This window comes from Clostridium culturomicium (genome assembly GCF_000821305.1).
Classification (GTDB): Bacteria; Bacillota; Clostridia; order Clostridiales; family Clostridiaceae; genus Clostridium_J; species Clostridium_J culturomicium.
Window position 1 is genome coordinate 1,437,789 of the sequence record NZ_CCXK01000017.1, and the last position, 24,597, is coordinate 1,462,385.

At 31.2% G+C, this 24,597-nt stretch carries 26 protein-coding genes and 1 pseudogene; 1 reads left to right on the forward strand and 26 read right to left on the reverse strand.

Annotated features, from left to right (window positions below):
* Positions 1-300: 300 nt before the first annotated feature.
* From BN1075_RS19210 to BN1075_RS19250, 10 genes and pseudogenes are all read right to left on the reverse strand, one after another.
* Positions 301-516: a DUF2922 domain-containing protein gene (locus tag BN1075_RS19210; protein ID WP_040194930.1), complete on the reverse strand. Its 216-nt coding sequence runs from the start codon at positions 514-516 to the stop codon at positions 301-303.
* 18 nt (positions 517-534) lie between these two features.
* Complete coding sequence (locus tag BN1075_RS19215) at positions 535-717, reverse strand: hypothetical protein (protein ID WP_040194931.1); 183 nt, start codon at positions 715-717, stop codon at positions 535-537.
* Between the two features lie 101 nt (positions 718-818).
* Entirely contained in the window at positions 819-1,043 is a 225-nt protein-coding gene (locus BN1075_RS19220) for a DUF1659 domain-containing protein (protein WP_040194932.1), read from the reverse strand.
* Between the two features lie 309 nt (positions 1,044-1,352).
* Positions 1,353-2,827, reverse strand: a pseudogene (locus tag BN1075_RS19225) (DEAD/DEAH box helicase).
* A 146-nt stretch (positions 2,828-2,973) separates the two neighbouring features.
* Entirely contained in the window at positions 2,974-4,269 is a 1,296-nt protein-coding gene (dnaB, locus tag BN1075_RS19230) for a replicative DNA helicase (RefSeq protein ID WP_040194933.1), read from the reverse strand.
* A gap of 1 nt (position 4,270) precedes the next feature.
* Positions 4,271-5,347 carry a conserved phage C-terminal domain-containing protein gene (locus tag BN1075_RS20990; RefSeq protein ID WP_052406650.1) on the reverse strand — a complete coding sequence of 359 codons (1,077 nt, stop codon included), beginning with the start codon at positions 5,345-5,347 and terminating at the stop codon, positions 4,271-4,273.
* A 10-nt stretch (positions 5,348-5,357) separates the two neighbouring features.
* Positions 5,358-5,636, reverse strand: a complete 279-nt coding sequence (locus BN1075_RS22550) for a sigma factor-like helix-turn-helix DNA-binding protein (RefSeq protein WP_148315575.1) — start codon at positions 5,634-5,636, stop codon at positions 5,358-5,360.
* Between the two features lie 21 nt (positions 5,637-5,657).
* On the reverse strand, positions 5,658-5,831 hold the full coding sequence (locus BN1075_RS21800) for a hypothetical protein (protein WP_156132842.1): 174 nt from the start codon (positions 5,829-5,831) through the stop codon (positions 5,658-5,660).
* 64 nt (positions 5,832-5,895) lie between these two features.
* Complete coding sequence (locus BN1075_RS19245) at positions 5,896-6,075, reverse strand: hypothetical protein (RefSeq protein ID WP_040194934.1); 180 nt, start codon at positions 6,073-6,075, stop codon at positions 5,896-5,898.
* A 174-nt stretch (positions 6,076-6,249) separates the two neighbouring features.
* Entirely contained in the window at positions 6,250-6,537 is a 288-nt protein-coding gene (locus tag BN1075_RS19250; protein ID WP_040194935.1) for a hypothetical protein, read from the reverse strand.
* A gap of 216 nt (positions 6,538-6,753) precedes the next feature.
* Here BN1075_RS19250 and BN1075_RS20995 point away from each other — a divergent pair, with 216 nt between their 5' ends.
* Entirely contained in the window at positions 6,754-7,572 is an 819-nt protein-coding gene (locus tag BN1075_RS20995; RefSeq protein ID WP_052406651.1) for a helix-turn-helix domain-containing protein, read from the forward strand.
* A gap of 145 nt (positions 7,573-7,717) precedes the next feature.
* On the opposite strand, the gene BN1075_RS19260 is transcribed toward BN1075_RS20995, so the two are convergent.
* The 16 genes from BN1075_RS19260 to BN1075_RS19335 all read right to left on the reverse strand — a co-directional run bounded on the left by BN1075_RS19260 (position 7,718) and on the right by BN1075_RS19335 (position 24,597).
* Positions 7,718-8,734 carry an LCP family protein gene (locus tag BN1075_RS19260; RefSeq protein WP_040194936.1) on the reverse strand — a complete coding sequence of 339 codons (1,017 nt, stop codon included), beginning with the start codon at positions 8,732-8,734 and terminating at the stop codon, positions 7,718-7,720.
* Positions 8,735-8,885: 151 nt separating this feature from the next.
* The gene (locus tag BN1075_RS19265; RefSeq protein ID WP_040194937.1) at positions 8,886-9,932 is read right to left on the reverse strand and encodes a GDP-mannose 4,6-dehydratase; all 1,047 of its coding nucleotides are present in this window, start codon (positions 9,930-9,932) and stop codon (positions 8,886-8,888) included.
* Positions 9,933-9,994: 62 nt separating this feature from the next.
* Positions 9,995-11,359: a UDP-glucose dehydrogenase family protein gene (locus BN1075_RS19270; protein ID WP_040194938.1), complete on the reverse strand. Its 1,365-nt coding sequence runs from the start codon at positions 11,357-11,359 to the stop codon at positions 9,995-9,997.
* Between the two features lie 23 nt (positions 11,360-11,382).
* Positions 11,383-12,753: a lipopolysaccharide biosynthesis protein gene (locus BN1075_RS19275; RefSeq protein WP_040194939.1), complete on the reverse strand. Its 1,371-nt coding sequence runs from the start codon at positions 12,751-12,753 to the stop codon at positions 11,383-11,385.
* 46 nt (positions 12,754-12,799) lie between these two features.
* Positions 12,800-13,852: a dTDP-glucose 4,6-dehydratase gene (gene rfbB / locus BN1075_RS19280; protein ID WP_040194940.1), complete on the reverse strand. Its 1,053-nt coding sequence runs from the start codon at positions 13,850-13,852 to the stop codon at positions 12,800-12,802.
* Between the two features lie 23 nt (positions 13,853-13,875).
* Positions 13,876-14,757, reverse strand: coding sequence for a dTDP-4-dehydrorhamnose reductase (rfbD, locus tag BN1075_RS19285; RefSeq protein ID WP_040194941.1), 882 nt, complete (start codon positions 14,755-14,757; stop codon positions 13,876-13,878).
* A 9-nt stretch (positions 14,758-14,766) separates the two neighbouring features.
* The gene (gene rfbC / locus BN1075_RS19290) at positions 14,767-15,336 is read right to left on the reverse strand and encodes a dTDP-4-dehydrorhamnose 3,5-epimerase (RefSeq protein WP_040194942.1); all 570 of its coding nucleotides are present in this window, start codon (positions 15,334-15,336) and stop codon (positions 14,767-14,769) included.
* A 9-nt stretch (positions 15,337-15,345) separates the two neighbouring features.
* On the reverse strand, positions 15,346-16,251 hold the full coding sequence (gene rfbA / locus BN1075_RS19295; RefSeq protein WP_040194943.1) for a glucose-1-phosphate thymidylyltransferase RfbA: 906 nt from the start codon (positions 16,249-16,251) through the stop codon (positions 15,346-15,348).
* A 91-nt stretch (positions 16,252-16,342) separates the two neighbouring features.
* Entirely contained in the window at positions 16,343-17,422 is a 1,080-nt protein-coding gene (locus tag BN1075_RS19300; protein WP_040194944.1) for an EpsG family protein, read from the reverse strand.
* Positions 17,423-17,474: 52 nt separating this feature from the next.
* On the reverse strand, positions 17,475-18,296 hold the full coding sequence (locus tag BN1075_RS19305; RefSeq protein WP_040194945.1) for a glycosyltransferase family 2 protein: 822 nt from the start codon (positions 18,294-18,296) through the stop codon (positions 17,475-17,477).
* Positions 18,297-18,339: 43 nt separating this feature from the next.
* Entirely contained in the window at positions 18,340-19,467 is a 1,128-nt protein-coding gene (wecB, locus tag BN1075_RS19310) for a non-hydrolyzing UDP-N-acetylglucosamine 2-epimerase (RefSeq protein ID WP_040194946.1), read from the reverse strand.
* Positions 19,468-19,471: 4 nt separating this feature from the next.
* Positions 19,472-20,578 carry a polysaccharide biosynthesis C-terminal domain-containing protein gene (locus BN1075_RS19315; protein WP_040194947.1) on the reverse strand — a complete coding sequence of 369 codons (1,107 nt, stop codon included), beginning with the start codon at positions 20,576-20,578 and terminating at the stop codon, positions 19,472-19,474.
* A gap of 3 nt (positions 20,579-20,581) precedes the next feature.
* Positions 20,582-21,646, reverse strand: coding sequence for a polysaccharide biosynthesis protein (locus tag BN1075_RS19320; protein ID WP_040195358.1), 1,065 nt, complete (start codon positions 21,644-21,646; stop codon positions 20,582-20,584).
* 19 nt (positions 21,647-21,665) lie between these two features.
* Positions 21,666-22,847 (reverse strand): glycosyltransferase, encoded by a 1,182-nt coding sequence (locus BN1075_RS19325; protein ID WP_040194948.1) that lies wholly within the window; start codon positions 22,845-22,847, stop codon positions 21,666-21,668.
* Positions 22,848-22,894: 47 nt separating this feature from the next.
* The gene (locus BN1075_RS22020) at positions 22,895-23,341 is read right to left on the reverse strand and encodes an acyltransferase (RefSeq protein ID WP_235777837.1); all 447 of its coding nucleotides are present in this window, start codon (positions 23,339-23,341) and stop codon (positions 22,895-22,897) included.
* A 152-nt stretch (positions 23,342-23,493) separates the two neighbouring features.
* Entirely contained in the window at positions 23,494-24,597 is a 1,104-nt protein-coding gene (locus BN1075_RS19335; protein WP_040194949.1) for a glycosyltransferase family 4 protein, read from the reverse strand.

A 24,597-nucleotide genomic window follows, 5' to 3' on the forward strand; every position in this document is an offset into this window, starting at 1 on the left:
CTTTTAAACCAAATCTGCAAACCGCTGATATTGACCTGCCCATCCTAAATTTCCACCTTACTTAAATTATTTTTTTGCATACACCTCTACCTCGCTTTAACTTGTTATATACTTATTGTATAATTTTCCATATTTTATCACAATAATAAGTATTACCGTATTTTTCGTCTTTTTTTACCTATATATAGAAAACAGATTAAATTCATATAAAAATTAGGCTATTTAATATATCTTAATTTAAGGAGAAAATAAAAAGTCTGTTTTCCCATAAAACTATGGGAAAACAGACTTTTCTTATAACTAAACCTGGTATTCAGTTTCTGTAGTATCAACGATAACTGCAGATAACTTCTCAACAAGAGCACCATTTTTACTAACGATAGCCCCTGTCTCAACTGCTGCATCCATGATGGCTGCAATCTCCTCTTCAGTTACCTCTTCCTTAACTGAATTAACGATGAGATTAAACTTACTGCCCATTACGTCTTTAAAGCTCATAACCAACTTTCTCTCCATGACCTTCACTCCTTCTCTCTATTTATATCTATCTGAAAGCTCCATAGAATTCTCATCTTCCTCGTCAGCTGCTGGCTTTGCTTCAATGAATAAATTCATTTTAAAAAACTCCGCAGCCTTCACCTTGAGATAAATGGAAAACTTCACTGAGCTGTTACATAATTTAAGTAGATTATCCAGGAAGGTGTATAACTTTTTCATATACTCCACCTCCTTTATTGGCATCTCCACAAATCCCTTCTTAAGTTAAAAAAGCAATATAAATTAAACTAAAGCTGCTTCCTTAACTTAGGCTAAAAGTATTACTCTTCAATTAAGCTGAAGTCATCAAGTCTCTTAAGCTCAACAGGATAGCTTGTTAAAACCTCTCCTATTGCAGCACCAACAGTGAATAACTCTTCATCTGTTGCTTCCTTATTAATTCTTGAAAACTTCTGGCTAACCACCTTAGGTGTACCATCAAGATTTTGACCTTTCTCAAATCTTAAAACTAAGGCTGTACTGTTTTTTATATTTGAAACTGCCATGTTATCAACTCCTTTTAAATGAATATCCAAACCTCTGATTTGGTTTATATTATTTTGCTCCTTCGAATGATATGAGAAGGAGCTACAATAATAAATATGCGCAAAGTGTGCTTCAGCGTAAAAATAAAAAAAAAAAAAATAAAACCTTTAAAACTAAAGTTTTAAAGGTTTTATTTGAACAAGTTTATTTTAAGGCGTGTACTTTATGCATCCTACAATTATAAATATGCCAAAGCTATAAAGGATTGTACCTTAATTATTTAATTTTCTTCTAAAACCCTTGTTTTATCTTAGAAGCCTTTCTTCTCCCTACCTACGTGGTCTTCCTTGCTGCAATCTCTCTTCATCCACCACAGTTACACTACGAGGTCTTCCTTTGATATTCTTAGTTTGAAGTGCTTTTAATACCATGTTGCCTTTATTGTTTAATATCTCCACAAAGGTTGATACATCATGGATACTTATAACCCCAATATCATCTTTAGTCATTCCCTCAATGCTGCAAAGAGTTCCAACCACATCCACAGCTCTCATCTTTGTCTTTTTCCCAGCATTAATGTGAAGTTTAAGAATCTCTTCACTTAAAGCTGCTCCTTTAGTTTCCTTTATCTCAACCTTCTCACCAAGTTTACTTTGAAAGGCTGGCGTAAGCTCAATAACAACACTTCCTCTAGGCTTTTTACTAAACTCAAGTTCTTTTCCTGTGTAGGAGTTAATCTCAGAAATACGTCTTTCATCAGTGCTCATAACAAAGGTAACAGCTTTTCCACTTTTACCAGCACGACCAGTTCTTCCAATTCTGTGTACATAATTCTCCCTAAGAACAGGCACATCATAATTTACCACAAGGGATATATTATCAATATCAATTCCCCTTGCTGCCACGTCTGTAGCTATTAAATATCTAAAGCAGCCTTTTTTAAAATTGTTCATTACACGAATTCTATCATCCTGCTCCATACCTCCATGAATTTTATCACAAGGATATTGACGTTTTGATAATTCAGCATAAAGAGCTTCCACCTTAGCTTGAGTATTACAGAAAATCACACAACTATCTGGATTTTCAACAATGGTAACATCTCTTAAAAGATTTAATTTATTCTTTTCTTCTACCCTGTAGCAAACCTGTTCAATCCTATCCACCGTTAAAGTCTTTGCTTCAATTTCAATCTTTGTAGGATTTTTCATATATTTTTTCGCTAAAGCATCAATATCCTCTGGAAGGGTTGCTGAAAATAACATGGTAACACGTTCATTAGGCAAGCCTTTCATTATCTCCTCAATCTGCTCCACAAAGCCCAGACTAAGCATCTCATCAGCTTCATCTATTATAAGATCTTTACCTTGTCAGTAACAAAGGTTCCCTCCTTAATATGATCTATAGTTCTCCCTGGAGTTCCAACCACTATATGGGTCTTTTGCTTAAGCTCCTTCTCCTGATGTGAAAAGGAAGACTTTCCATAAAGGGCAGCAACCTTTATTCTCTTAAACCTTCCAACATTAAAAACATCCTCCTTCACCTGAATGGCAAGTTCTCTGGTTGGAGTTAAAATTAAAGCTTGAGGCTTATTCTCCTCCCAATCCACCATCTCACATAGTGGAATTGCAAAAGTAGCAGTCTTACCACTTCCAGTCTGTGATTTAACAAGAATATCTTTATTCTCAAGGGCAACTGGAATAACCTTCTCTTGCACAGGAGTTGGATTTTTATAATTTAACATATCAAGTGACTTTAATATTTCATCACTTAACTTATAATCTTTAAAATTAGTTTTTGTCATTAGCTCTCCTCTTTCTCATAAGCTTATAGTATACACCATATCATAGCACAGAATCCGTAAAGTTTCTAATGGTGCTCACCATTAACAATAACAAGACAAAGTTAAAACGCCCCTAAGTCTTATCCTTAGCGACGTCCTTAATAAAATTACAATAAATTTGCAAACCTTTGATATTGTCCTGCCCACCCTAAATTAATTGTGGTTACCTCACCATTTCTATTTTTCCCAATGATTATTTCAACCTTTTCTCCTTTAGCTTCTTTGTCGTAATAACTTTCTCTGTAAGGGAAGATTACAATGTCTGCATCTTGTTCAATGGAGCCTGATTCACGAAGATCTGACAGCATGGGACGAGAGTCTGAACGAAGCTCTGGAGCTCTTGATAGCTGCGACAGTGCAATTACTGTTATATTAAGGCTCTTTGCAAGTCTTTTTAACTCTCTTGAAATTTTTGCAATTTCCTGTTCCCTGGAGGATGTACCCGTTGCTGGTTCAATGAGCTGAAGATAATCCACAACAATGATATGAAGGCCTGCTTTCTTCTTCAATGCTCTGACTTTAGCTTTGATGGCTGATATTGTTGTTGATTGATCATCAATAAACAGCTTTCTCTTTGATAAATCCTCAGCTCCACTTAAAAGCTTATCAATGGCTTTTTCGCTTAAAGCTCCACTTCTAATATTCTTTAATGGAATCAAGCACTTTGAAGCAAGAAGTCTCTGAGTAAGCTGGTAACTTGGCATCTCAAGAGAAAATATTCCAACACAGGCATCCTTTGAAGCATACTGTGCAATATTTAGGGCAAAGGCTGTTTTTCCCATGGAAGGTCTTCCTGCAATAATGATAAAATCTCCAGGAATCAGCCCTGACGTAACCCTGTCAAGCTCTTTAAACCCTGTGGTGATCCCCAGAATTTCCTTTTTACTCTTATTACGATTTTCTATGTAAGTTATAGTATCTTGAAGGGCATCCATGATGTGTTCCATCTCCTCCATGTCCATGGAAGCCGACGCTCTTACCATATTCTCCTCCAGCTTTTGAACCACAGCTTCCATAGAAGAGTCCTTGTGACTTTCCTCAATGGCTTTCATACAGCTTTTAATAATCCTTCTACGAAGTGCTCTATCCTTAATAATATCACTATAACTTTTAACATTATCAAGGTAAGTGGCAGCGTTAGAAAGCTGTGAAATATATGATAACCCCCCAACCTTATCTAAGGTATCCATGGTCTTTAACTCTTCACAAAGGGTTATAAGATCTATCTGCTCCTCCCTTCTTCGTAGGTTTAAAATCCCTTTATAGATAATTTTATGTTTATCATAATAAAATTCATCATATAAAAGACTCTCCTCAACTTCTTCAACCTTATCCTTGTCATTGATAAGAGCTCCAAGGACAACCTCCTCAGCCTCTCTGCTATGGGGCATAACCATCTCCATCCTACATATCCTCCTTTAAAATAAAGTTAACCTCTTCTTGTGTATCCAAGTTTTTTGCCGAGTTTGCTGCTCCTAGATCATGACTTTCATCAACTACCTCACTGGAGCTAGACAAATTACCTCTCTTAGTAATAAATGGTTCTTTCCCCTTAAACCTCTTGTAGTTGTCCATCTCTTCCTTATGCTGAAATCTTCCACATTGAAGATATGTTTCAAACTTTGAACCAAAGAGAGTTGAAGGCGCAAGATATTGTTGAAACCTTGTACCTTTCCATAGAAAAACCATATTATCAATAACGGTTTTGAAATCCTGAAGATTAAAGCCCTCATTCCGCCTTCCATTAATCTGTCTTACCGTTGCTTTTGTATTAGCCTTAAAACTCTTTCCTGTGGAGCTATTAAGATACTCTATCACCTTTGAAACAAGTTCTTCTAACTCCATATCCCCATCCTTCTTAAAAGGAGTAGGAGGATTAATAAAGGATGGGTCTTTAGTAGATGGATTATTTGTTATTACTTTTGACTGATATCCCTGGGTACTTTTATCCATAGGGTATGTGTGAGAATCAATACTCTTCTCTTCTGAGCCATGTATAGGCTGTCCATCTGAATTCACCTGTGAAGCTTCATTACTAACAACCTCTCCAAGGAACTCCTCTTCCTTTAATGTCTTACCTTCATTTCTCCCTTGATCTTCTGCTGGATTATCAAGGGATATGTCTTTATCTACACAGCACTGCTGTGAGATAACTTCTCCAATAAGCTCTGCATATCTTTCTCCCATTCCAAAGAAGGAAAAAGTCCCGCCTTCTTTCTTTGTGTAGTGGGTTAAAACTTTAGCATCTCTAAGTTTAAAAAATCTGGACTGAATAGTGCATTTTTTCATATTTAATATTGGAAGCTCCTTTATAACTGCTTCATATTGAACCCAGTAATAAATCTTATTATCATTAACCAGAACCTTCATTGCCTTAGATTCACCAAAATCCACAAAATATCTAAGAATTAAAGCATCAATGGTATCCAGCCCCATTTCCTTCAGTTTTGTTTGTAAGAATCCCATAATTGTATATTTCATTCTTTGCCTCCTATAAAATAATTGAAATCAACTCGCTCAAAGCTTTAACGGATTGTCTCTTTCTTCGATGAAGAGTATTTTCACTGATAAAAAGCTTTCTACTGATTTCTATCCTAGTTTTGTTTTCAAAGTAAATCCATGTTATAATTTGATCCTGATCTTTTGGAAGACACTTCACAGCTTCCTCAAGAACCCTTAAATGAAATTTAAGTCCCTTAAGCTCTTCCTGAAGTTCATTCTGAATACCCCTGTTCCGTTCTTTATTCTTCTCTTCATATATTAAAGCGATATTCCCAGTGTTATCTCCTTTTCAAGGACTTCTTCCCATTGGTAAGTCTCCCTCTCTTTTATAATTTAACTCCTCAATGGTATCTGAAGTCTTTTCAAAAATAGTTGAACTTAAAAGGTTTTCAATATAATTAATGCGTTTTTTTAAGGGATGATAATTATTAAGAAGATACTGTGTATAATTTATTTTTTCCATAGATACCTCCAATGATATAAATAATTTATCTTGTACTTTATTTGTTCTTTACCTTTTCAAATTCTCATAACCATGTATTTATAAGCTTCATATCCATGTCATTCATCTTCATAAAATTTACGCCATTACTTATGATAAACTCCATTACTTTTTCATGGTGTCCTGCTGCGATTTTATCCTTTAAAATCCTGCGTATTTCCTCAATTTCCTCTTCACCCAATACAGAGCTTTTCACCTCATTCATTCCTCCGCTCCTCACCAAGATATATTTGTTGTAATCTTCATAAATACTTTCTATGTGCGCGTCAAAAAAATAAGCCAGAGCCCCATATTATGGATGACTCTGGCTATTTGGTGGTAGAATAAACTCCCCGTTGCACAGTAGCGTTATATTCTTTTTTATCTATTATTAAGAAGGTCAATATTTCTTATGTACCAGATGGCTTGTCCCTTCCTCCAGGTTAATCAAATGCAAGGTACTGCACTCGTAGCATTTCATACCAATAACACTTTGGTGTGAAGCAATATGATCAAAGAGATATTTTCCTTGTCTTTTTATGGCCTTATAGGTGCCCTCAATCTTAGCCCCTTTATTCTTCAGGTTAAAAACATGTTCTTCCCTATTCTTACTTTTAATTCGAATTACATGTTCATTATCAGGATCAACTTTAAATAATCTTTTATTACATACCTTACAAAACATCATAATATTTTCCGCTCCCTTCCCTTCCATTTTGTAATAAAGTTGTATTTTTTTACCTTAATTATATAATATCTTATTGTCAATGATATGTCAATTTATTATTTAGAAAAAACTTCTTCCTTTTTGGGAAAGATACATAGAAGCTTTATTTGACAGAAAAGCCATTGCTGTGTTAAATTTATAGTATATATGTAAAATATTAGAAGGAGATTAGTTTATATGGAAAACCTAGTTAATTCATTTAACAAAAAGCTTTTTTCTGAACTGTTATTAAGAATAAAAGGCACAAGAACCCTGACAAAGTTTGCAGAAGAAACTTGTACAAGCATTGCCCATCTCTCCAGGATGATAAATGAAAAATTAGACTCTGCCCCTTCTCCAGAAACCTTAAAAAAACTTCTCTCCAAAAATCAAGGGGATGTGACTTACGAAGAATTAATGATTGCTGCTGGATACATAAATGAAAAAACAGCCCTTAAGAATTTCATAGATGGTGATGAAGCTGACCTTTTGTACACTTCTAATAAAACTAATAAAAAGGAAGCTACCTCAAATAATCAAGGAATTTTTGAACAAAGAAAAAAATTCAAATCAACTTGTATGTCCACCCTCCTCTTTAATTTAAGCTGTAAAGGTTACTCCTGGGTCATCACCAGTGGAAAGGATATAACTGATCCATTTGTAAATTCCTTTACTCTAGAGCTAGGAACTGATTCCAAGGAAGTTTGGACCTTTGACTTAAGATATATAACTTCATCCTTTAAAAATAGACTGCACTCTGAATTACACCTAAAACAATATGTTCAAGATAACTGGGGAAGACTTGCCTGCAAACCAATTGCAGCAGGGGCAAAATACTCCCTTGTAATGGAAAATGAAGACTTATATAATGCCTATAAGTTTAATATACCAATAAATTTAAATTTAACTCTTTCAATTATATTACTTGACCCTGAAGAGCTAAAGATCCTTAAAGAAGAATACCTTTGTTATTCCCATAACGCTGATATAGATAAAATGAGTCTGTTTTCCTTTTAAGAAAAACAGACTCATTACTTTTTGTCCTTTACCTATTGTTTAGTAAAAAAGATTATTCTTTTATTCTCAATCTAAGCTATTTGTAACTCTAGCTTAAACTTCTCTTCAATACGTTAATTTCTTCAATAAACTATATCGAACTTCCTTATTCCCCATAAAAGAAGTTATTAATACTTGAAGCTGCCTGACTTAAGTCAGTAACATAATAATATACTCCACCAATCATATCTCCGCCTGAATAAGCTGCCTCCGGGAACATATTTTGAGACATATTAGAAGAATAGCCTCCCTTAATAAGCTCCACAGCAAGATTAGTCATATCTGAAGCACCTAAGGTTGTCATTAGGTTTGAAGATAATTGATTTATAATTGGAACCACATCAGTAATCTTAACACTGCTGCTTTTCTCAGCCAGCTTTAAAAGAACTTCTCTCTGCCTCTCAGTTCTCTTGAAATCTCCACCTGCAGTAGATCTGACTCTAGAATAAGCAACTGCTTGTACACCATTTAAATTATATGTACCAGGGGTAGTAATCTTTGCAACTTCCACGCCCTTAATTCCTGCAATCTCACTGATAGATCCATTCATTGAAGCTAATTCTTCTTCAAAAACCTCCATCTGAACTCCACCAAGTCTATCAATAATCTCAGCTAAACCAAAGAAATTAACAACAACATAATCAGTAATTGCAAGATTGAAGTTTTGGTTTAAGGTCTTAACCATTAAATTAGCACCACCATAGGCATAAGCATGGTTAATCTTATCCATTCCATAACCTTCAATATTGGCATAGGTATCCCTTGCAACGGAAGCAAGCTTCACAGCCTTAGTTTCTCTATCAATGGATAAAATCATAATAGAGTCTGCTCTGGTCCCATCATAATTTCCAATAACTCTTGTATCAACACCTAAAAGAGCGATATTTAAGTATCTTTCATCTGGTCGATATGTACCGTAAGTAACTTCTTCCTCTACTTTAGGCTTTTCAACTTTTTCAATACCTAAATCCTCTGGGGTAGCTTCAACTTTTTCAATGTTGCCAAAGATGTTTTTAATATATAACCCAGCTGAAAGAATTAATGTAAGTAAAACAACGGTTACTGTTGAAAAAATGATGAGTTTTTTTGATTTTTTCTTTGGACCTTTGTTTGATTTTGCCAATGATATCCCCCATTTCAACTATATTATCTCTAATATCTTCTTCATTAATAAAATTTAATGATTATAGAAACAAACATCGCTAAAATGAATTTTCTTCAGCGACGTTGTTAAATTTTATATGATCAATTTAGTAATTAAATAATTGTTAAAATTATTTTACCTTATAATACTCCACATACCAATCAGCAAATCTTTGTAACCCTTCTTCTATAGTTGTAGATGGTTTAAAGTCTACAGCTTCTTGAAGCTTTTCTGTTGAAGCATATGTAGCAGGTACATCTCCCGGTTTAATTGGTTCAAATACCTTTTCAAATTCAACTTCTCTTCCTAAAGCATTTGTTAATGCCTTCTCCAAAGCCCAGATAAATGTCATTAGTTTTTCTGGGTTATTGTTTCCTATGTTAAACACTGTATGTTGTGCTGCTTTTTCTCCTGCTTCATTAACTCCACTTGGAGGATTACTTAAAAGTCTTTCTATTCCCTCAACGATATCATCTACATAGGTAAAGTCTCTATATAAATCATTCGCAAAATCACCATTGTTAAATATCTTTACTGGCTCTCCTTTGAAGTATTTATCTGTAAATCCAAAGTATGCCATATCTGGTCTTCCCATAGGTCCGTATACTGTAAAGAATCTTAACCCTGTTGCAGGTATTTTATAAAGATGACTATAAGTATGAGCCATTAATTCATTTGATTTTTTAGTAGCTGCGTATAAAGAAACTGGATTATCGACAAAGTCAGTTTCTTCAAATGGAACCTTCTTATTAGAACCGTATACTGAACTTGAAGATGCATATACTAAATGTTCAACTGGGTTGTATCTACAAGCTTCTAAAATATTATAGAAGCCTATGATATTACTTTGTATATAAACATCTGGATTTTCAATAGAATATCTAACCCCTGCTTGAGCTGCTAAGTTTACAACAATATTAGGTTTATTCTCCTCAAAGGTTTTCATTATTAATTCTTTATCAGATATATCCCCTTTAATAAAAGTAAAGTTTTCAAAAGGCTTTAACTTTTCAAGTCTTTCATATTTTAAATTCACATCATAATAATCATTTATATTATCAATTCCGATTACTTTACAACCTTTTTCTAAAAGCTGCTTTGATAAATAAAATCCTATAAAACCTGCAGCTCCTGTTATTAAATATGTTTTAGATGTATCTAAAGATTTATAATTCATCTATATCTCTCCTTTAAGAAGGCAATATACCAAATGATATATTGCCTTAATTTATATTTTTATTATACTCTAGTAGCTGCAACTTCAGCTAAATTACCACTGACTTCTGAGCTTTTTCTTCCTATTGAGTAATATTCCACTCCTGCATTCTCCATGTCTTTAACATCGTATATATTTCTTCCATCATATACTAGAGGTACTCTCATTAGCTTCTTATACACTTCTGGAGTTATTGCTTTAACTTCTCCCCATTCAGTGAAAATTAAACATAGGTGTGCTCCTTCTAAAGCTTCCTCAACCTTCTCCACATAAGTTATAGAACCTTGTCCACTTTTTCCTTCTGGATAAACCTTTTTAAAGTTTTCAACTCCAACTGGATCAAAAGCAAATATATTCGCTCCTCTTTCTAATAAAAGAGGTACGTTCTCTAGAGATGGAGCTTCTCTTAAATCATCTGTACCTGGTTTAAAGGTTAAACCTAAAACTGCAACCTTTAATCCATTGAAAGTGATTAATCTATCTGAAGCTTTCTTAAACAATTTAGTTTTCTGATATTTATTAACATCTATAGCAGCTTGAATTGTTTTTAGCTCATATCCATTTTGTCTTGCCAAATATTCGAGAGCCTTTGTATCTTTAGGGAAGCATGAGCCACCATATCCGATACCAGCATTTAAGAATTTAGCTCCTATTCTAGTATCAAAGCTCATTCCTTTAGCAACATCCTGTATATCTGCTCCAACAAGCTCACAAAGATTTGCAATATCATTCATATAAGAAATCTTTAAAGCAAGGAAATCATTTGAAGCATATTTAATCATCTCTGCTGATCTTCTATTAACTGAAACTATTGGAAGATTAAATGGTTCATATATTTTCATAAGAACCTCTTCAGCCCATTTGCTTTCTGTTCCAATTATTATTCTTGCAGCATGTAAAGTATCATGTACTGCAGTTCCTTGAGCTAAGAACTCTGGGTTTGAAGCAACCTCAACTTTAACATCATTAATTAAAAAATCTTTTATAAACTGCTCAACTTTATCATTTGTTCCAACTGGAACAGTTGATTTAACAACAACTAAACAATCCTTCTCAACATTCTCTGCGATCTGTCTTGCAACAGTTGCTATGTAGCTTAAATTAGCAGAACCATCTGGCTGCTCTGGAGTTCCAACTCCTATGAATATAGCATCAGCTTCTCTATAAGCCTTTGCATAATCTGTAGTATAGTTAAGTCTACCTTCAGCATAATTCTTCTGCATTAAACCTTCTAAATCTTGCTCATATATTGGAGAAACTCCACTCTCCATTAACTTAATTTTATTTTCATCGATGTCTACACAAGTAACAGCATGTCCAACTTCTGCAAAACATACTCCTGCTACTAAACCAACGTATCCTGTACCTGCAACTGCTATTTTAAACATATTTATCCCCTCCCAATATCAATTTACTTTACTCTTTTATTCTTAATCAAACTGATAACTTCAATTACTTCTTTCTTAAATATTAATATGCACATTCCTACTAATACTAATAAATATCCTAAACCACCAATAAACCAATTAAATCTATGTGAAAATAATAAAAAGCTACTTAATATTACTACTAAATATAAACACTCTTTAAACTTAATTTTTAAATACGTAAAATCTTTTATTGAATATATATACCATGTTATAAATGATAATGTTGTTGCAATAGCTATGCCTTCAGGCTTTCTCCAAATAATAACTGCTATAGCATTATATACTCCAGCTATAATTACCATTAACAAAACTACCTTAAGATATTTTTTCTCATTCCTTCTAGCTTTGTATAAATTTACATATAGAGCATTTATAACTATCATATATGGATATGCTGCAAAAGAAATTGCAATAATACTTAATGCAGGTTCATATTTTTTTAAAAACAAAGTTACAATTCCAGAAAATGCAAAATATCCCAAACTAGCGAAACCTCCAACTATTAAAAAATAGTTTTTAAGTTTTTTAATCTTTTCTTCATTTTCACCTTTAGCTAAATAATTATAAAAAGTAATCGATATAGCATTTATCAATAAATTTATAATATTAAGCATAGATACCGCAAAAGAATAATAAGCAAAAGCACTTGTATCAAAAAATAACTTTATAAACCATCTATCTATAGCATAAAATAGCATAACTGATAAGTTTCCTAATAATACAATGAATCCTACACTATAATTATTCCATATGCTAGAAGAGTATTTTCCTTTAATTTTTCTAAACGACTTATAAAAATATATTTCTAATAAAATATACACTACTACATTAGCAATAAAGGTAGTTAGGCAATAATATATATAGTTTTTAGACTTAAATACTACTACCAAAAATACATTTAATAATAAATAAATCAAAGTATAAATATAGGATGCACTTGCATATTTCTTAAACTGACCTGTAGCCTGATAAAATAATTTATGAAATGCTCCTGCATTAATTGGAACAATGCTTAAAGCCATTAAAAAGATTATTAAATCCTTTTTTGCAAATGCAATCAATATAAAAATAATAGTTACAATAAACTGACTTATTAAAAAAATAGTATGTTCAACTTTAAATTCTTTTTTATTAATTTCATTTACATTTTTACCACCATATTTTATATACATTCCATCAATAAAACCAAAGTGCATAAACCCTATATATGATACATAAAAAACATACGTCTTTACATTTGCATAAGCCTCTATTGATAATATAGCTGGAACAATAAACCCAACAATTATTCCCGACAACATAGTAAGAAAATTAGCCGAGAAAACCCTTAATATACTTCCTTTTAAATTCATTTTTCCCTCGTACTATAGTTAACCCTTTCTATAGTTTCTATATTTATTATTTATACATTCTTTCATAATACTTTTGATAATCGCCAGATGTCACATTTTCCATCCACTGTTTATTATCTAAATACCACTGAATAGTTTTCTTTATTCCTACTTCAAAAGTAGTTTCAGGATACCATCCTAACTCATCTTTGATCTTTGTTGGATCTATTCCATATCTTCTGTCGTGACCTTTTCTATCTTCAACATACTTAATTAAGTTTTCTGTAATTTCTTTATCTACATTTTCATTTAAATATCCTATAATAGTCTTAACTATTGTTATGTTAGTTCTTTCATTGTGACCACCAACGTTGTAAACTTCTCCACTTCTTCCATTATTGATTACCATATCAATCGCTTTAGCATGATCTTCAACATAAAGCCAGTCTCTTATGTTCATTCCATCTCCGTATACCGGTAAGTCTTTATGTTTTAAACAATTATTTATTAGAAGCGGTATTAACTTCTCTGGAAATTGGAACGGACCATAGTTGTTTGAACATCTTGTTATGTTCATTGGCATTTTATATGTATCGTGATATGCCTTAACCATTAAGTCTGATCCTGCTTTACTTGAAGAATATGGACTATGAGGATCTAATGGTGTAGTTTCTGTGAAATATCCTATTTCTCCTAAAGAACCATAAACTTCATCTGTTGAAACATGAAGAAATTTAACTCCCTCTTTCCAAGTTCCATCCACATTTTCCCAGGCACTTTTTGCACAATTCAATAAATTAACTGTTCCTATTACATTAGTCTTAGCAAATACTTCTGGCTCTCTTATGCTTCTATCAACATGTGATTCAGCTGCAAAGTGAGCTATATAATCTATTTCATACTTTTCAAATAAAGATCCAACTAGTTCTTTATCACAGATATCTCCTTGAACAAAGATATTTCTTTCGTCCTTTTCAATTGATTTAAGATTTTCTAAGTTACCTGCATAAGTAAGCTTGTCTAAGTTTATTATTCTTATATCCTCATATTTATTTAACATATATAAAACAAAGTTTGAACCTATAAATCCAGCTCCACCTGTTACTAAGTAAGTTTTCATTTCTACTCTCCTCCACTATCATTTTATAAATTTTGTTTTTCCATAAAACTCTTTAATGCCACTTGCCACTCTCTCATTTCATCACCTATGGTACATCTTAACATCATATTATCCAGTGATGAATACTCTGGTCTTTTGGCAGGAGTCTTATATTCTTCAGAAGTACATGGCTTAACCTTACATTTACTACCTGATAATTCCATGATTAGTTTTGCAAATTCATACCAAGTACATTCTCCTTTACCTGTACAATGATATACTCCATATTCTTCAGTTTCAATCAACTTTAATATGTGGTATGCTAAATCATTTGCATGAGTTGGATTACCTCTTTGATCATTGACAACAGTTATTTCTTCCTTTTGTTTTCCAAGATTCATCATAGTATAAACAAAGTTCTTTCCAACATATCCATATAACCAGGCAGTTCTAACTATGAAATATTTAGATGAAAATTCTTTTACATAATTTTCTCCAGCAAGTTTAGTTTTTCCATAAACTGAATACGGATCTGTTACATCATACTCTGCTAATGGAACTTCCCCTACTCCTCTAAAAACATAATCCGTAGAAACTTGTACGAATTTTGCACCTATCTCTTCACTAATCATTGCTAAATTTCTTGGTCCTAATGCATTAATTTTAAATGCTAATTCTTTATTACCTTCACAACCATCAACATTAGTTGCAGCTGCACAATTAATTACCACTTCCGGCTTTTCTCTATGTAATACTGATTTAACCATTTCTAAGTTAGTTATATCTAATTCATCTATATCTAAAGCAAGTATTTCTGCTTGTTTTACTTTTTCGCTAACTGTTCCTATTTCAGCAGTTCCTGAATTAATTATATTAATTAGTTCATTTCCTAATTGCCCTTTAGATCCTGTTATTAATATTTTCACTTTTATCTCCTATTCCACATAAGTAAAAGGTAAATCTAATTCCTTTAATAACTTTTGGTTTTTATCCTTTTCAGATAATAATATATCTTCTATACCTTCTAATGGCCAATCAATACCAATGTCTGGGTCATTCCATAAAACTCCGCCATCATATTCTGGAGCATAAAAATCAGTGCACTTATAATTAAACACTGCTTCCTCTGACAGAACTAAAAAGCCATGTGCAAAACCTTCTGGCACATAAAACTGTTTTTTATTTTCTGCAGTCAATAAAACACCTGCCCATTGACCATAGGTAGGAGAACCTTTTCTTAAATCTACTGCAACATCATATACAGCACCCTGAGTTGCTCGTACAAGCTTTCCTTGAGTATGTTTTGTTTGGAAATGCAATCCTCTTAAAACACCTTTTTTTGATTTTGATTCATTGTCTTGAACAAACTCCATTGTAAGTCCTGCTTCAAAGAAATCCTTCTTACTATATGTTTCCATAAAGTATCCTCTATCATCCCCAAATACTCTTTGTTCAATTATATATAAATCTTTTATCTTAGTTTCTATAAAATTAAAGTTTCCCATATTTCTCTCCTATAATGTTGCTGCAATTTCTTCTAAAGTCATACCACTTAACTCTTCAACTATTTCCATCAAATACTTTCCGTAACCAGTTTTTATTAATGGTTTAGCTAACTCAATCACCTGTTGTGCTGAAATCCAACCTTGTCTAAATGCAATCTCCTCTAAACATGCAATGCATGTACCTTGAGTGTTTTGCACTGCTTCAACAAAGTTTGAAGCCTGAAGCATAGATGAATGAGTACCTGTATCAAGCCATGCCATGCCTCTTCCAAATAAATTTACCTTTAAAGTTCCTTCATTCATATATACTCTATTTAAATCAGTTATTTCAAGCTCGCCTCTTTCTGAAGGTTTTAAAGCCTTAGCTTTTTCCACTACTGAATTATCATAGAAATATAATCCTGGAACAGCATACTTTGACCTTGGATATTTAGGCTTTTCTTCTAAAGAGATAACTTGTCCCTGTTCATTGAACTCTACAACGCCAAAAGATGTTGGATCTTGAACATAATATCCAAAAACAACTGCTCCATTTTCAAGATTTGCTGCACTTCTTAAACTACTTGAAAAATTCTGTCCATAAAATATATTATCGCCAAGTACCATTGCCACACTATCATTACCAATAAAATCAGCACCAATAATAAATGCTTCAGCTAATCCATTTGGTGCTTCTTGAACAGCGTACTCAATGTTTAATCCTAATTCTGAACCATCTTTAAATAGCTCTTTAAAATTAACTATATCTCTTGGTGTAGATATTATTAATATATCTCTAATTCCAGCTAGCATTAAAACTGACATTGGATAATAAATCATTGGCTTATCATATATTGGAACCATTTGCTTTGACATAGCTTTTGTTACTGGATAAAGTCTTGTTCCTGAACCTCCAGCTAAAATTATACCTTTCATAAATTCCTCCATTTTATTAAAACAATAAATAGCGTACAAATTTTAACACTATTTACTCTACGAATTTTACTTCAAATAAAATTATTTAAATTTAAAATAACATATTATCCTTGAATATAGGCCATATTTGAGTATCAGCATTAAAAGCATAAAATATGATAAATAGACATAATACAAAAAATACTGCTATAAATGAATATAGTATCTTTGATTTTCTATCATTTTTAGTTGATAATATTGCATGTACAAATACAATATAATTTAAAGGTAGTATATTTCTATACATTCTTATAAAATTAAAGTCATATACTAATAAGGGTGCAATTGATAGCATTATTATGTTCATTTTCAAAAGTAAATTCATAAATTTTGTATCTATCAAACTATCAGTATCTGTTCTGCATCTCTTATACATTACGTAGAATGTTAAATAAAACATAATTAATATCCCAAATACTAAAATTAATCCCCATGTAGTACGTCTATCAAAGTACCTCAATATTCTATCATTTTCAGTTATAATGCCTACTAAATACAAATAAAAGTCAGTGTATGCCAAAGCAACTAATATCACTGCAAAATATGTTGTAACTCCAAAAAGAATTTTTCGATTTACTTTTTTAATTGGTAAAAAGAGTATATAAAATAGACTTGAAATATGAATCGTACTAGCGAGAAAAATTCCAAATATATATTTAATACTATTGAACTTTTTATCTTCAATTATGTATCTTATACTATATATAATTATAGACATACTCAAAAAATTTCTTATTTGAATCGCATCATTTAAAAATGGGAATATAAAATATAAAATGTAAATCAAATTAGTATATGGAGTATATCGTTTTAAAGTAACAGTAATTAATGTATATCCTATTATACTAATTAATACTCTAAACATGTTATAACTTAATCCTATCTTATTACTTAATAACATTAAAAATTGAAATCCTACTTCAATATCTCTACCTGATATTTGTGTTTGATTTCCTTGATATAATGTGTAATAATTGGTAAAATCCATATTATAGTATCCAGAATTACTGATATGATGTATATTTAACCCCATTAAAATACAAAAAAATATTATCATGCAAACTGTAATTAATTTTGATTTTTTTTTAATTAATGCGGATAATATTATTACTACAGATAATATATATTGCATATTTAAGCTCCTAATCTAACAAATTTAATTTCTTATTTAATCTTTTGTTACTTTAAATGTAATCTTTATAAATCTTATATGAATTTTTAACCATATAATATCTTTGCTTTGATTGAATAGAATTAACGCTCGCACTCTCATGATGATGAACTATTATCGTTGGATCATATAAAGTACACCCTCCGTTACTTTCAACTTGATTAGATAACAATGCTTCTTCTCCCCACATGAAAACTCGATCATCCAATTTGTTAAATTTTTCAAAAAAGTTTTCAGTTAAAATATAACAAGCTCCAATTCCTCTTTTAATAATCATTTGACCATAATTATTTGTTTTATTCTCCCTATTTTGCTTAATAAGTTTTCTCACTTGTTTATTAAATATTCTAACAAGCTGTGCAAAGTAATAATTAATAAAGTATATTTTTGTTTTAAATTTTTCAAATTCGGAGACCCTATCAACCACATGAGGATTTTGTTGCCTTCCATCTCTAGTAATAATATTAGGTGCAATTACCATAACTTTTTTATCATAATTTATTTTTTTATATTTTTTTATAAAGTTCTCATCAAAAGCTAAATCATTATTTCCTATAATTATGTTTTTCCTATTTTTCTTAAGCGCTTCTGCTATACCCAAATTAAGTCCCTTAAAATACCCTAAGTTTACCTCACTCTCTATAATACTTACATTGCCTATATTTTCGCTATATTTTTTAACTTCCATTAAATCTTGTCTTTTAGATGCATTATCTACTATAATAATTCTAACTTCATCCTCTTTATCAATAATAATATTATTAACACTATTAATATAATCTATAGTGAAATGAGAATTATTATAATTTACAGCTATAAATGTAAATGTGCTCATCTTATTTCTCCTTTATATTTTTACATATTCTGAACTTATTTAATTAATTTTTTCTCCAAATAAATTTATTTATTACACTTGTATAGCCTTGAATAATATTAACAACCTTCATTCCTACATTAATATCAGTGTAATCATGCACTTTTACTACTTCTTCTCCACGCCCTTTCTGTTTTGTGATTACTTCTATTGCTTGAGTTATACTGTCAAAGTCAATTCCTCCAAGAACTATTGAACCTTTATCTATTGCTTCTGGTCTTTCTGTGCTTGTTCTTATTGATACTGCTGGGAATCCCATGATGTTTGATTCTTCTGCCAATGATCCTGAGTCTGAAAGAACACAGAATGCATCCTTTTGAAGCTTATTATAATCATAGAATCCAAATGGTTTTAACTGTTGAATGTTCTTGTGGAATACTACTCCTTTAGCTTCAATTCGTTTCCAACTTCTAGGATGAGTTGAGTAAATAACAGGCATATCATACTGCTCTGCAATGGCATTTAACGCATCTGTTAAGCTTTTGAAGTTTTCATCATTATCTATGTTCTCTTCTCTATGAGCAGATACTAATATGTATTTTTTTTCTTTCAAGTTTAATCTTTCTAATACATCACTAGCCTCAATTTTTGGCATATACTTTTTAAATACTTCTGGCAGTGGTGAACCTGTTACAAAAGTATACTCTTTTCTCATACCTTCTGATAAAAGATATCTTCTTGCATGTTCTGTATATGCTAAATTCACATCACTTGTACAGTCAACAATTCTTCTATTAATTTCCTCTGGGACATTTTGATCAAAACATCTATTTCCTGCTTCCATGTGGAATACTGGAATTTTTAATCTCTTAGCAGCTATAGCACTTAAGCATGAGTTCGTATCTCCTAAGATTAAAAGTGCTTGTGGCTTTTCTTCTGCAAGTATTTTGTAACTGGCTGCTATAATATTTCCCATAGTTTCTCCAAGGTCACTTCCTACAACACCTAAGAAATGATCAGGTTCTCTAAGCTCTAATTCTTTGAAGAATACATCATTTAAAGTGTAATCCCAATTTTGACCAGTATGTACTAACACATGTTCAAAATATTCATCACATTTTTTTATTGTTTCAGCCAGTCTTATAATCTCTGGTCTTGTTCCTACTATTGTCATTACTTTAAGTTTTTTCATTACATTATACCTCCAAGAATATTGTATCTGGTGTATTAGGATCGAATACTTCGTTTACCCACATGATAGTAACCATGTCCGTTTCTCCTGTATTAACTATGCTGTGTGTATACCCTACTGGAATATCAACAACTTCTAACTTTTCTCCACTTACCTCATACTCCATTATCTTTTCTTCATCAATTTTTCTAAATCTAATAACTCCAGTTCCACTGACTACAAGAAATTTTTCATTCTTTGTATGATGCCAGTGATTTCCTTTTGTTATTCCTGGCTTAGATATATTTACAGAAACTTGTCCTCTTTCAGGACTTTTTAAAAACTCTGTAAATGAGCCTCTATTATCTACATTCATCTTCAATGGATAACTAAATTCATTCTTTGGAAGATAGCTTAAATATGTACTATATAATTTCTTTTCAAATTCGTCTCCCATATTAGGAACCATTAATGACTTCCTGCTTGCTTTAAAATAATTAAGTAATTCAACTATTCTACCTAAAGTAGCTTTATGTTCTACATCAACACTTACATATCCAGTTGATGCTGATTGATTTTCCATTGATGAAATTAAACATCTAACCACATCATCCACATAAACTAAAGTCATTTCTCGTGATAGATCTGAAATCCAAACTTCTTCTCCTCTAGTAATATTATGGCAGAATGTTGCAACTGCTGAATTATAATTAGGTCTGCACCATTTGCCAAAAACATTTGGTAATCTATAGATAAATACCTTTGCATTAGTTGTTTTACCATACTTCAACAACTCTTCTTCAGCTAATTTCTTACTTTGGCCATATGCATTATCTAAATCAGCTTGAATAGATGAAGTTATAGCTATTGGTGTATTCTTTTTATTATCTTTTAAAATTCTAACTATATCACCAGTTAACCCTGAATTACCTTCAAAAAACTCTTTTTCATCTTTTGGTCTATTTATACCAGCTAAGTGAAAAATAAAATCTGAAGCTATTAAACCATTAATTAGTTCTTCTCTTGTATTATCTTTATCTATTGAAATAACTTCATATTTGCCAATTTCGTTTAATTTAGCTACTAAGTTTTTTCCAATAAATCCATTAGCTCCTGTTACTAAAATCTTCATAGTTTATTCCTCGACTTTCGTAGCTGCAACTTCCGCTAAAATATCTTCCTTAGCTTTATATGCTTCTAATTCTTCTCTTATATATTCTAAAGTTAATAATTTTTCCTTAACTTGTGCTATACTTAATAGTTCTGTGTTATTAGAATTATATTCTTCAAGTTTAGTTCTTTCAGCATCTCCATCTGTAAAGTACTTATCGTAATTTAAATCTCTCTTGTCTGCTGGAACTCTATAGAAGTTACCCATATCTATTGCATTGGCACATTCTTCATTTGTTAAAAGCGTTTCATACATTTTCTCACCATGTCTTATTCCGATGATTTTAGTTTCACTTTCAACTCCAAATAACTCCTTTATTGCTTGTGCTAAAACTTCTATTGTACAAGCTGGAGCCTTTTGAACCATAATGTCGCCGCTCTCTGCATTTTTAAAGGCAAATATAACAAGATCAACCGCTTCTTCAAGACTCATTATATATCTTGTCATTGAAGGTTCTGTAATTGTTAAAGGCTTTCTAGCTTTTAATTGCTCTATAAATAAAGGAATAACAGATCCTCTTGAACACATAACATTACCATATCTTGTGCAACAGATTAAAGTACGCTTTGGATCTATAGTTCTTGATTTAGCTACTATAACCTTTTCCATCATCGCCTTTGATGTTCCCATTGCATTAACAGGATAAGCAGCCTTATCTGTAGAAAGGCATATTACCTTCTTAACACCAGCTTCTATAGCTGCAGTTAACACATTTTCTGTTCCTATTACATTAGTCTTAACAGCTTCCATTGGAAAAAACTCGCAGCTCGGAACCTGTTTTAAAGCTGCCGCATGGAACACATAATCAACATCATACATTGCATTTTTAATACTTTGTAAGTCTCTAACATCACCTATAAAAAATTTTATCTTACTATTATTATATTTTTTCCTCATGTCGTCCTGTTTTTTTTCATCACGAGAAAAAATTCTAATTTCTTTTATCTCTGTATTTAAAAATCCATCTAAAACTGCGTTCCCAAATGAACCTGTTCCTCCTGTAATTAATAACGTTTTATTTTTAAACATTTCAATACCACCCTTGCATTTAATTAAATAAACTTTCAAACATATCTTTAAAATTTCTGAAATCGAAATCCTCAATCTCTTTACAATTTTTTTTCATATCTTGAATTTTATTTTTTGACAAACTTAAAATTTTTTCTATTTGCAGAATAGCTTTTTCATCATTACTCAAATTAATAAAAAATCCATTTTTTTCTTCAATTAAATATTCTTCCAAGTCACTAGACTTATTAGTTATTACTGGAGTACCTGCTGAAATAGCCTCCACAAATTTTGTTGGAAATCCAGCTCTCGACACTCTATTATTATTTCTAAAGAACATTACAAAATCTGCATTTTTCACTTTATTTATTACTTCATTATGATTAATTTTTCCGTAAAACTTAACCTTTTTATTAAGTTTAGAAATGATGGTAGTATCTTCTGTAAAAGCTTGTAAATATTCTTCTCTTTCAATTCCCAATATCTCCAGTTTAAAATTATACTTATCTTTTAATTTATATAGAAACTTAATTATTAAATCAATTCTATCTTTTGAATTGCTTTTTTTATTAATTCCTGGATTTCCAGCATACACTATCTTTATCTCATCATGCATTTCTTTTTTTTCATTTATCCACTTTTCTTCACTTAAATCTACCAAAGGAGGCACTAATATACACTTGCATTTCCCTTTGTATACTGAATATAAATATTCACTAATACATATAATTCCATCCATCTTAAAATGTACTATATTCATTCTTAATGATGTGTCCATCCACTTTACAGCATTCAAAATTCCTCTACCATTTTTAGCATCATACCATTCAGTGCAATCCGAGATTAATCTAATATTATTTTTTTCACAAAACAACTTCAACCTAAATAGCGCAATTGCTGGATAATTGTATGCAATAATAGCCTTAATCTTATTTGTTCCTTGTTTTACTACTAATTCTTTAATATTAGAAATTGAAATAAGGTATTTACACCATTCTATTTTCCCTTGAGGATATTTTTCTTCCCAACATTCAAACTCAGAATTGTTTATAATTAAACTAATATCAGTTGAGTCTTTCTGATCGTTAACTCCCAAAAATATTACCTCATACCCTAATTCTCTAAATATTTTAGCATTCGAAATTACTCTGTGTGCAGCAGCATTTTTGTTAGGTAATTTAAATCCACCTACATAAATTATATAATTTTTATCAGCTTTCATTTATACCTCCAACTATATACTTGTGTTCATATATTGAATGAACATATTTATATATACTGTTTCTTAGTAATATTCAGTTTATTATAAATAATTCTATCCTTCTCTATATCATTAGTTACAATTGTTCCTGCCGCTATTACTGCATTATCTCCAATTGTAACACCTCTTAAAATAATACAATTAGAACCAATCCAAACATTCTCACCTATAATTACTCTTTCTTCTATAAAACCATTCTCTCTAACTAGTGTTCCAGAACCAAATATATGATCATGATCATATATTTTTATACCTTCACCAAATATACTATTATCTCCTATAGTTATACTTTTTCTACAATTGATTGAACATCCATTGTTAAAAAAAACATTATTTCCTATAGTAATAACGCCTTTAGTGGCTTTAATTTTTACTTGTTCTCTACAAATTAATTTTTTCCCTACTTTAATTCTACTAGAACTACTATTTAAAATAAATTTACTTCCTTTTCCCATATAGCAAGTACTTATTTTACTAAATTGTAATTTATACAAATAGCAAATTTTTAATAATATTAACTTTATAATTGAACAAATCATTTCATATATTTTTATTAATAACATTCTTTCACCAAACCTATGCTCTATCCTTTCGATACTCTAATAAACTAATATCCTATACATATATCTTCAATTTGATCTAGATACATTTTCACCACAATTTGTCTATCAAATTCCACTTCAACCTTTTTTCTCCCCTGCAATCCCATTTCAACTTTTCTTTGATATGAAATACTAATAAACTCTTCAATTTTATCAACCAAACTTTGAGAATTTTTAACTTGAAATATGTAACCTGATTGCCCATCATTTACAATTTCCTTACATCCAGGTATATTGGAAGCTATAACTGGTCTTCCACATGCAGCATTTTCTAGCAACACATTAGACATTCCTTCAGTATAAGATGGATTAATCATACAATTACATTTTTCGATAAATGGCATCATATCCGTTTGAAATCCATGATATTTTATAATTTCTTCTTCTTCATACTTCTTAAGTATATCTTTATAATGAGGTTGATCTATCATTCCAATAACATTAAACACCACTTCTGGGTATCTCTTCTTTATAATTTTAGCTGCTTCTAAATATTCATCAATTCCTTTATCCTTCATAACCCTAGCAACAAAATTAAAATTTATTGGTTGTTCCTCTGGAGGATAAGGTAATACTTTATAAGTTTCAAGATTAACACCTGAACCTGGTAATAAATCATAATTATCAGATACAACCTTTTGAGATACTAATAAATCTCTATCAGCAGTGTTTTGAAAAAATACCTTATTAGACTTCTTAAAGGATAGTTTAGATAAAGTTTGTACAATTTTTTGTACTATTCCTCCATTTAAATATCCACTTCCTAATCCTGTAACATTGCAGATATAAGGTATTTTTTTTAATCTACAAGCAATACCTCCATATACATTTGGTTTTACTGTGTATGTTAATACCACATCTGGTTTTATTTCTCTCAAAACATTAATATACTGTAAAAATACTTTTATATCTTCTAAAGGATTAGTATTTCTTCTATTAATTGGCGTATCAATAAATTTACATCCCATAACCTTAAGGTGCTCAACCTTAGGTCCATAAGGTAACGCAACATATACTTCATAACCTTCTGCAATCATTCTTTCCACTAATTCTTTTCTAAAGTTATAAATTACTATCTCATGATTGCCAAGCATTAAAACCTTTTTCAT

Bases quoted from the DNA above. Each gene is read 5' to 3' on its own strand.
- BN1075_RS19210 (WP_040194930.1), bottom strand. From the start codon at position 516: ATGGAGAGAAAGTTGGTTATGAGCTTTAAAGACGTAATGGGCAGTAAG.
- BN1075_RS19215 (WP_040194931.1), bottom strand. From the start codon at position 717: ATGAAAAAGTTATACACCTTCCTGGATAATCTACTTAAATTATGTAAC.
- BN1075_RS19220 (WP_040194932.1), bottom strand. From the start codon at position 1,043: ATGGCAGTTTCAAATATAAAAAACAGTACAGCCTTAGTTTTAAGATTT.
- dnaB (WP_040194933.1), bottom strand. From the start codon at position 4,269: ATGGAGATGGTTATGCCCCATAGCAGAGAGGCTGAGGAGGTTGTCCTT.
- BN1075_RS20990 (WP_052406650.1), bottom strand. From the start codon at position 5,347: ATGAAATATACAATTATGGGATTCTTACAAACAAAACTGAAGGAAATG.
- BN1075_RS21800 (WP_156132842.1), bottom strand. From the start codon at position 5,831: ATGGAAAAAATAAATTATACACAGTATCTTCTTAATAATTATCATCCC.
- BN1075_RS19245 (WP_040194934.1), bottom strand. From the start codon at position 6,075: ATGAATGAGGTGAAAAGCTCTGTATTGGGTGAAGAGGAAATTGAGGAA.
- BN1075_RS19250 (WP_040194935.1), bottom strand. From the start codon at position 6,537: ATGATGTTTTGTAAGGTATGTAATAAAAGATTATTTAAAGTTGATCCT.
- BN1075_RS20995 (WP_052406651.1), top strand. From the start codon at position 6,754: ATGGAAAACCTAGTTAATTCATTTAACAAAAAGCTTTTTTCTGAACTG.
- BN1075_RS19265 (WP_040194937.1), bottom strand. From the start codon at position 9,932: ATGAATTATAAATCTTTAGATACATCTAAAACATATTTAATAACAGGA.
- BN1075_RS19270 (WP_040194938.1), bottom strand. From the start codon at position 11,359: ATGTTTAAAATAGCAGTTGCAGGTACAGGATACGTTGGTTTAGTAGCA.
- BN1075_RS19275 (WP_040194939.1), bottom strand. From the start codon at position 12,753: ATGAATTTAAAAGGAAGTATATTAAGGGTTTTCTCGGCTAATTTTCTT.
- rfbB (WP_040194940.1), bottom strand. From the start codon at position 13,852: ATGAAAACTTACTTAGTAACAGGTGGAGCTGGATTTATAGGTTCAAAC.
- rfbC (WP_040194942.1), bottom strand. From the start codon at position 15,336: ATGGGAAACTTTAATTTTATAGAAACTAAGATAAAAGATTTATATATA.
- rfbA (WP_040194943.1), bottom strand. From the start codon at position 16,251: ATGAAAGGTATAATTTTAGCTGGAGGTTCAGGAACAAGACTTTATCCA.
- BN1075_RS19300 (WP_040194944.1), bottom strand. From the start codon at position 17,422: ATGCAATATATATTATCTGTAGTAATAATATTATCCGCATTAATTAAA.
- BN1075_RS19305 (WP_040194945.1), bottom strand. From the start codon at position 18,296: ATGAGCACATTTACATTTATAGCTGTAAATTATAATAATTCTCATTTC.
- wecB (WP_040194946.1), bottom strand. From the start codon at position 19,467: ATGAAAAAACTTAAAGTAATGACAATAGTAGGAACAAGACCAGAGATT.
- BN1075_RS19315 (WP_040194947.1), bottom strand. From the start codon at position 20,578: ATGAAGATTTTAGTAACAGGAGCTAATGGATTTATTGGAAAAAACTTA.
- BN1075_RS19320 (WP_040195358.1), bottom strand. From the start codon at position 21,646: ATGTTTAAAAATAAAACGTTATTAATTACAGGAGGAACAGGTTCATTT.
- BN1075_RS19325 (WP_040194948.1), bottom strand. From the start codon at position 22,847: ATGAAAGCTGATAAAAATTATATAATTTATGTAGGTGGATTTAAATTA.
- BN1075_RS22020 (WP_235777837.1), bottom strand. From the start codon at position 23,341: ATGGGAAAAGGAAGTAAATTTATTTTAAATAGTAGTTCTAGTAGAATT.
- BN1075_RS19335 (WP_040194949.1), bottom strand. From the start codon at position 24,597: ATGAAAAAGGTTTTAATGCTTGGCAATCATGAGATAGTAATTTATAAC.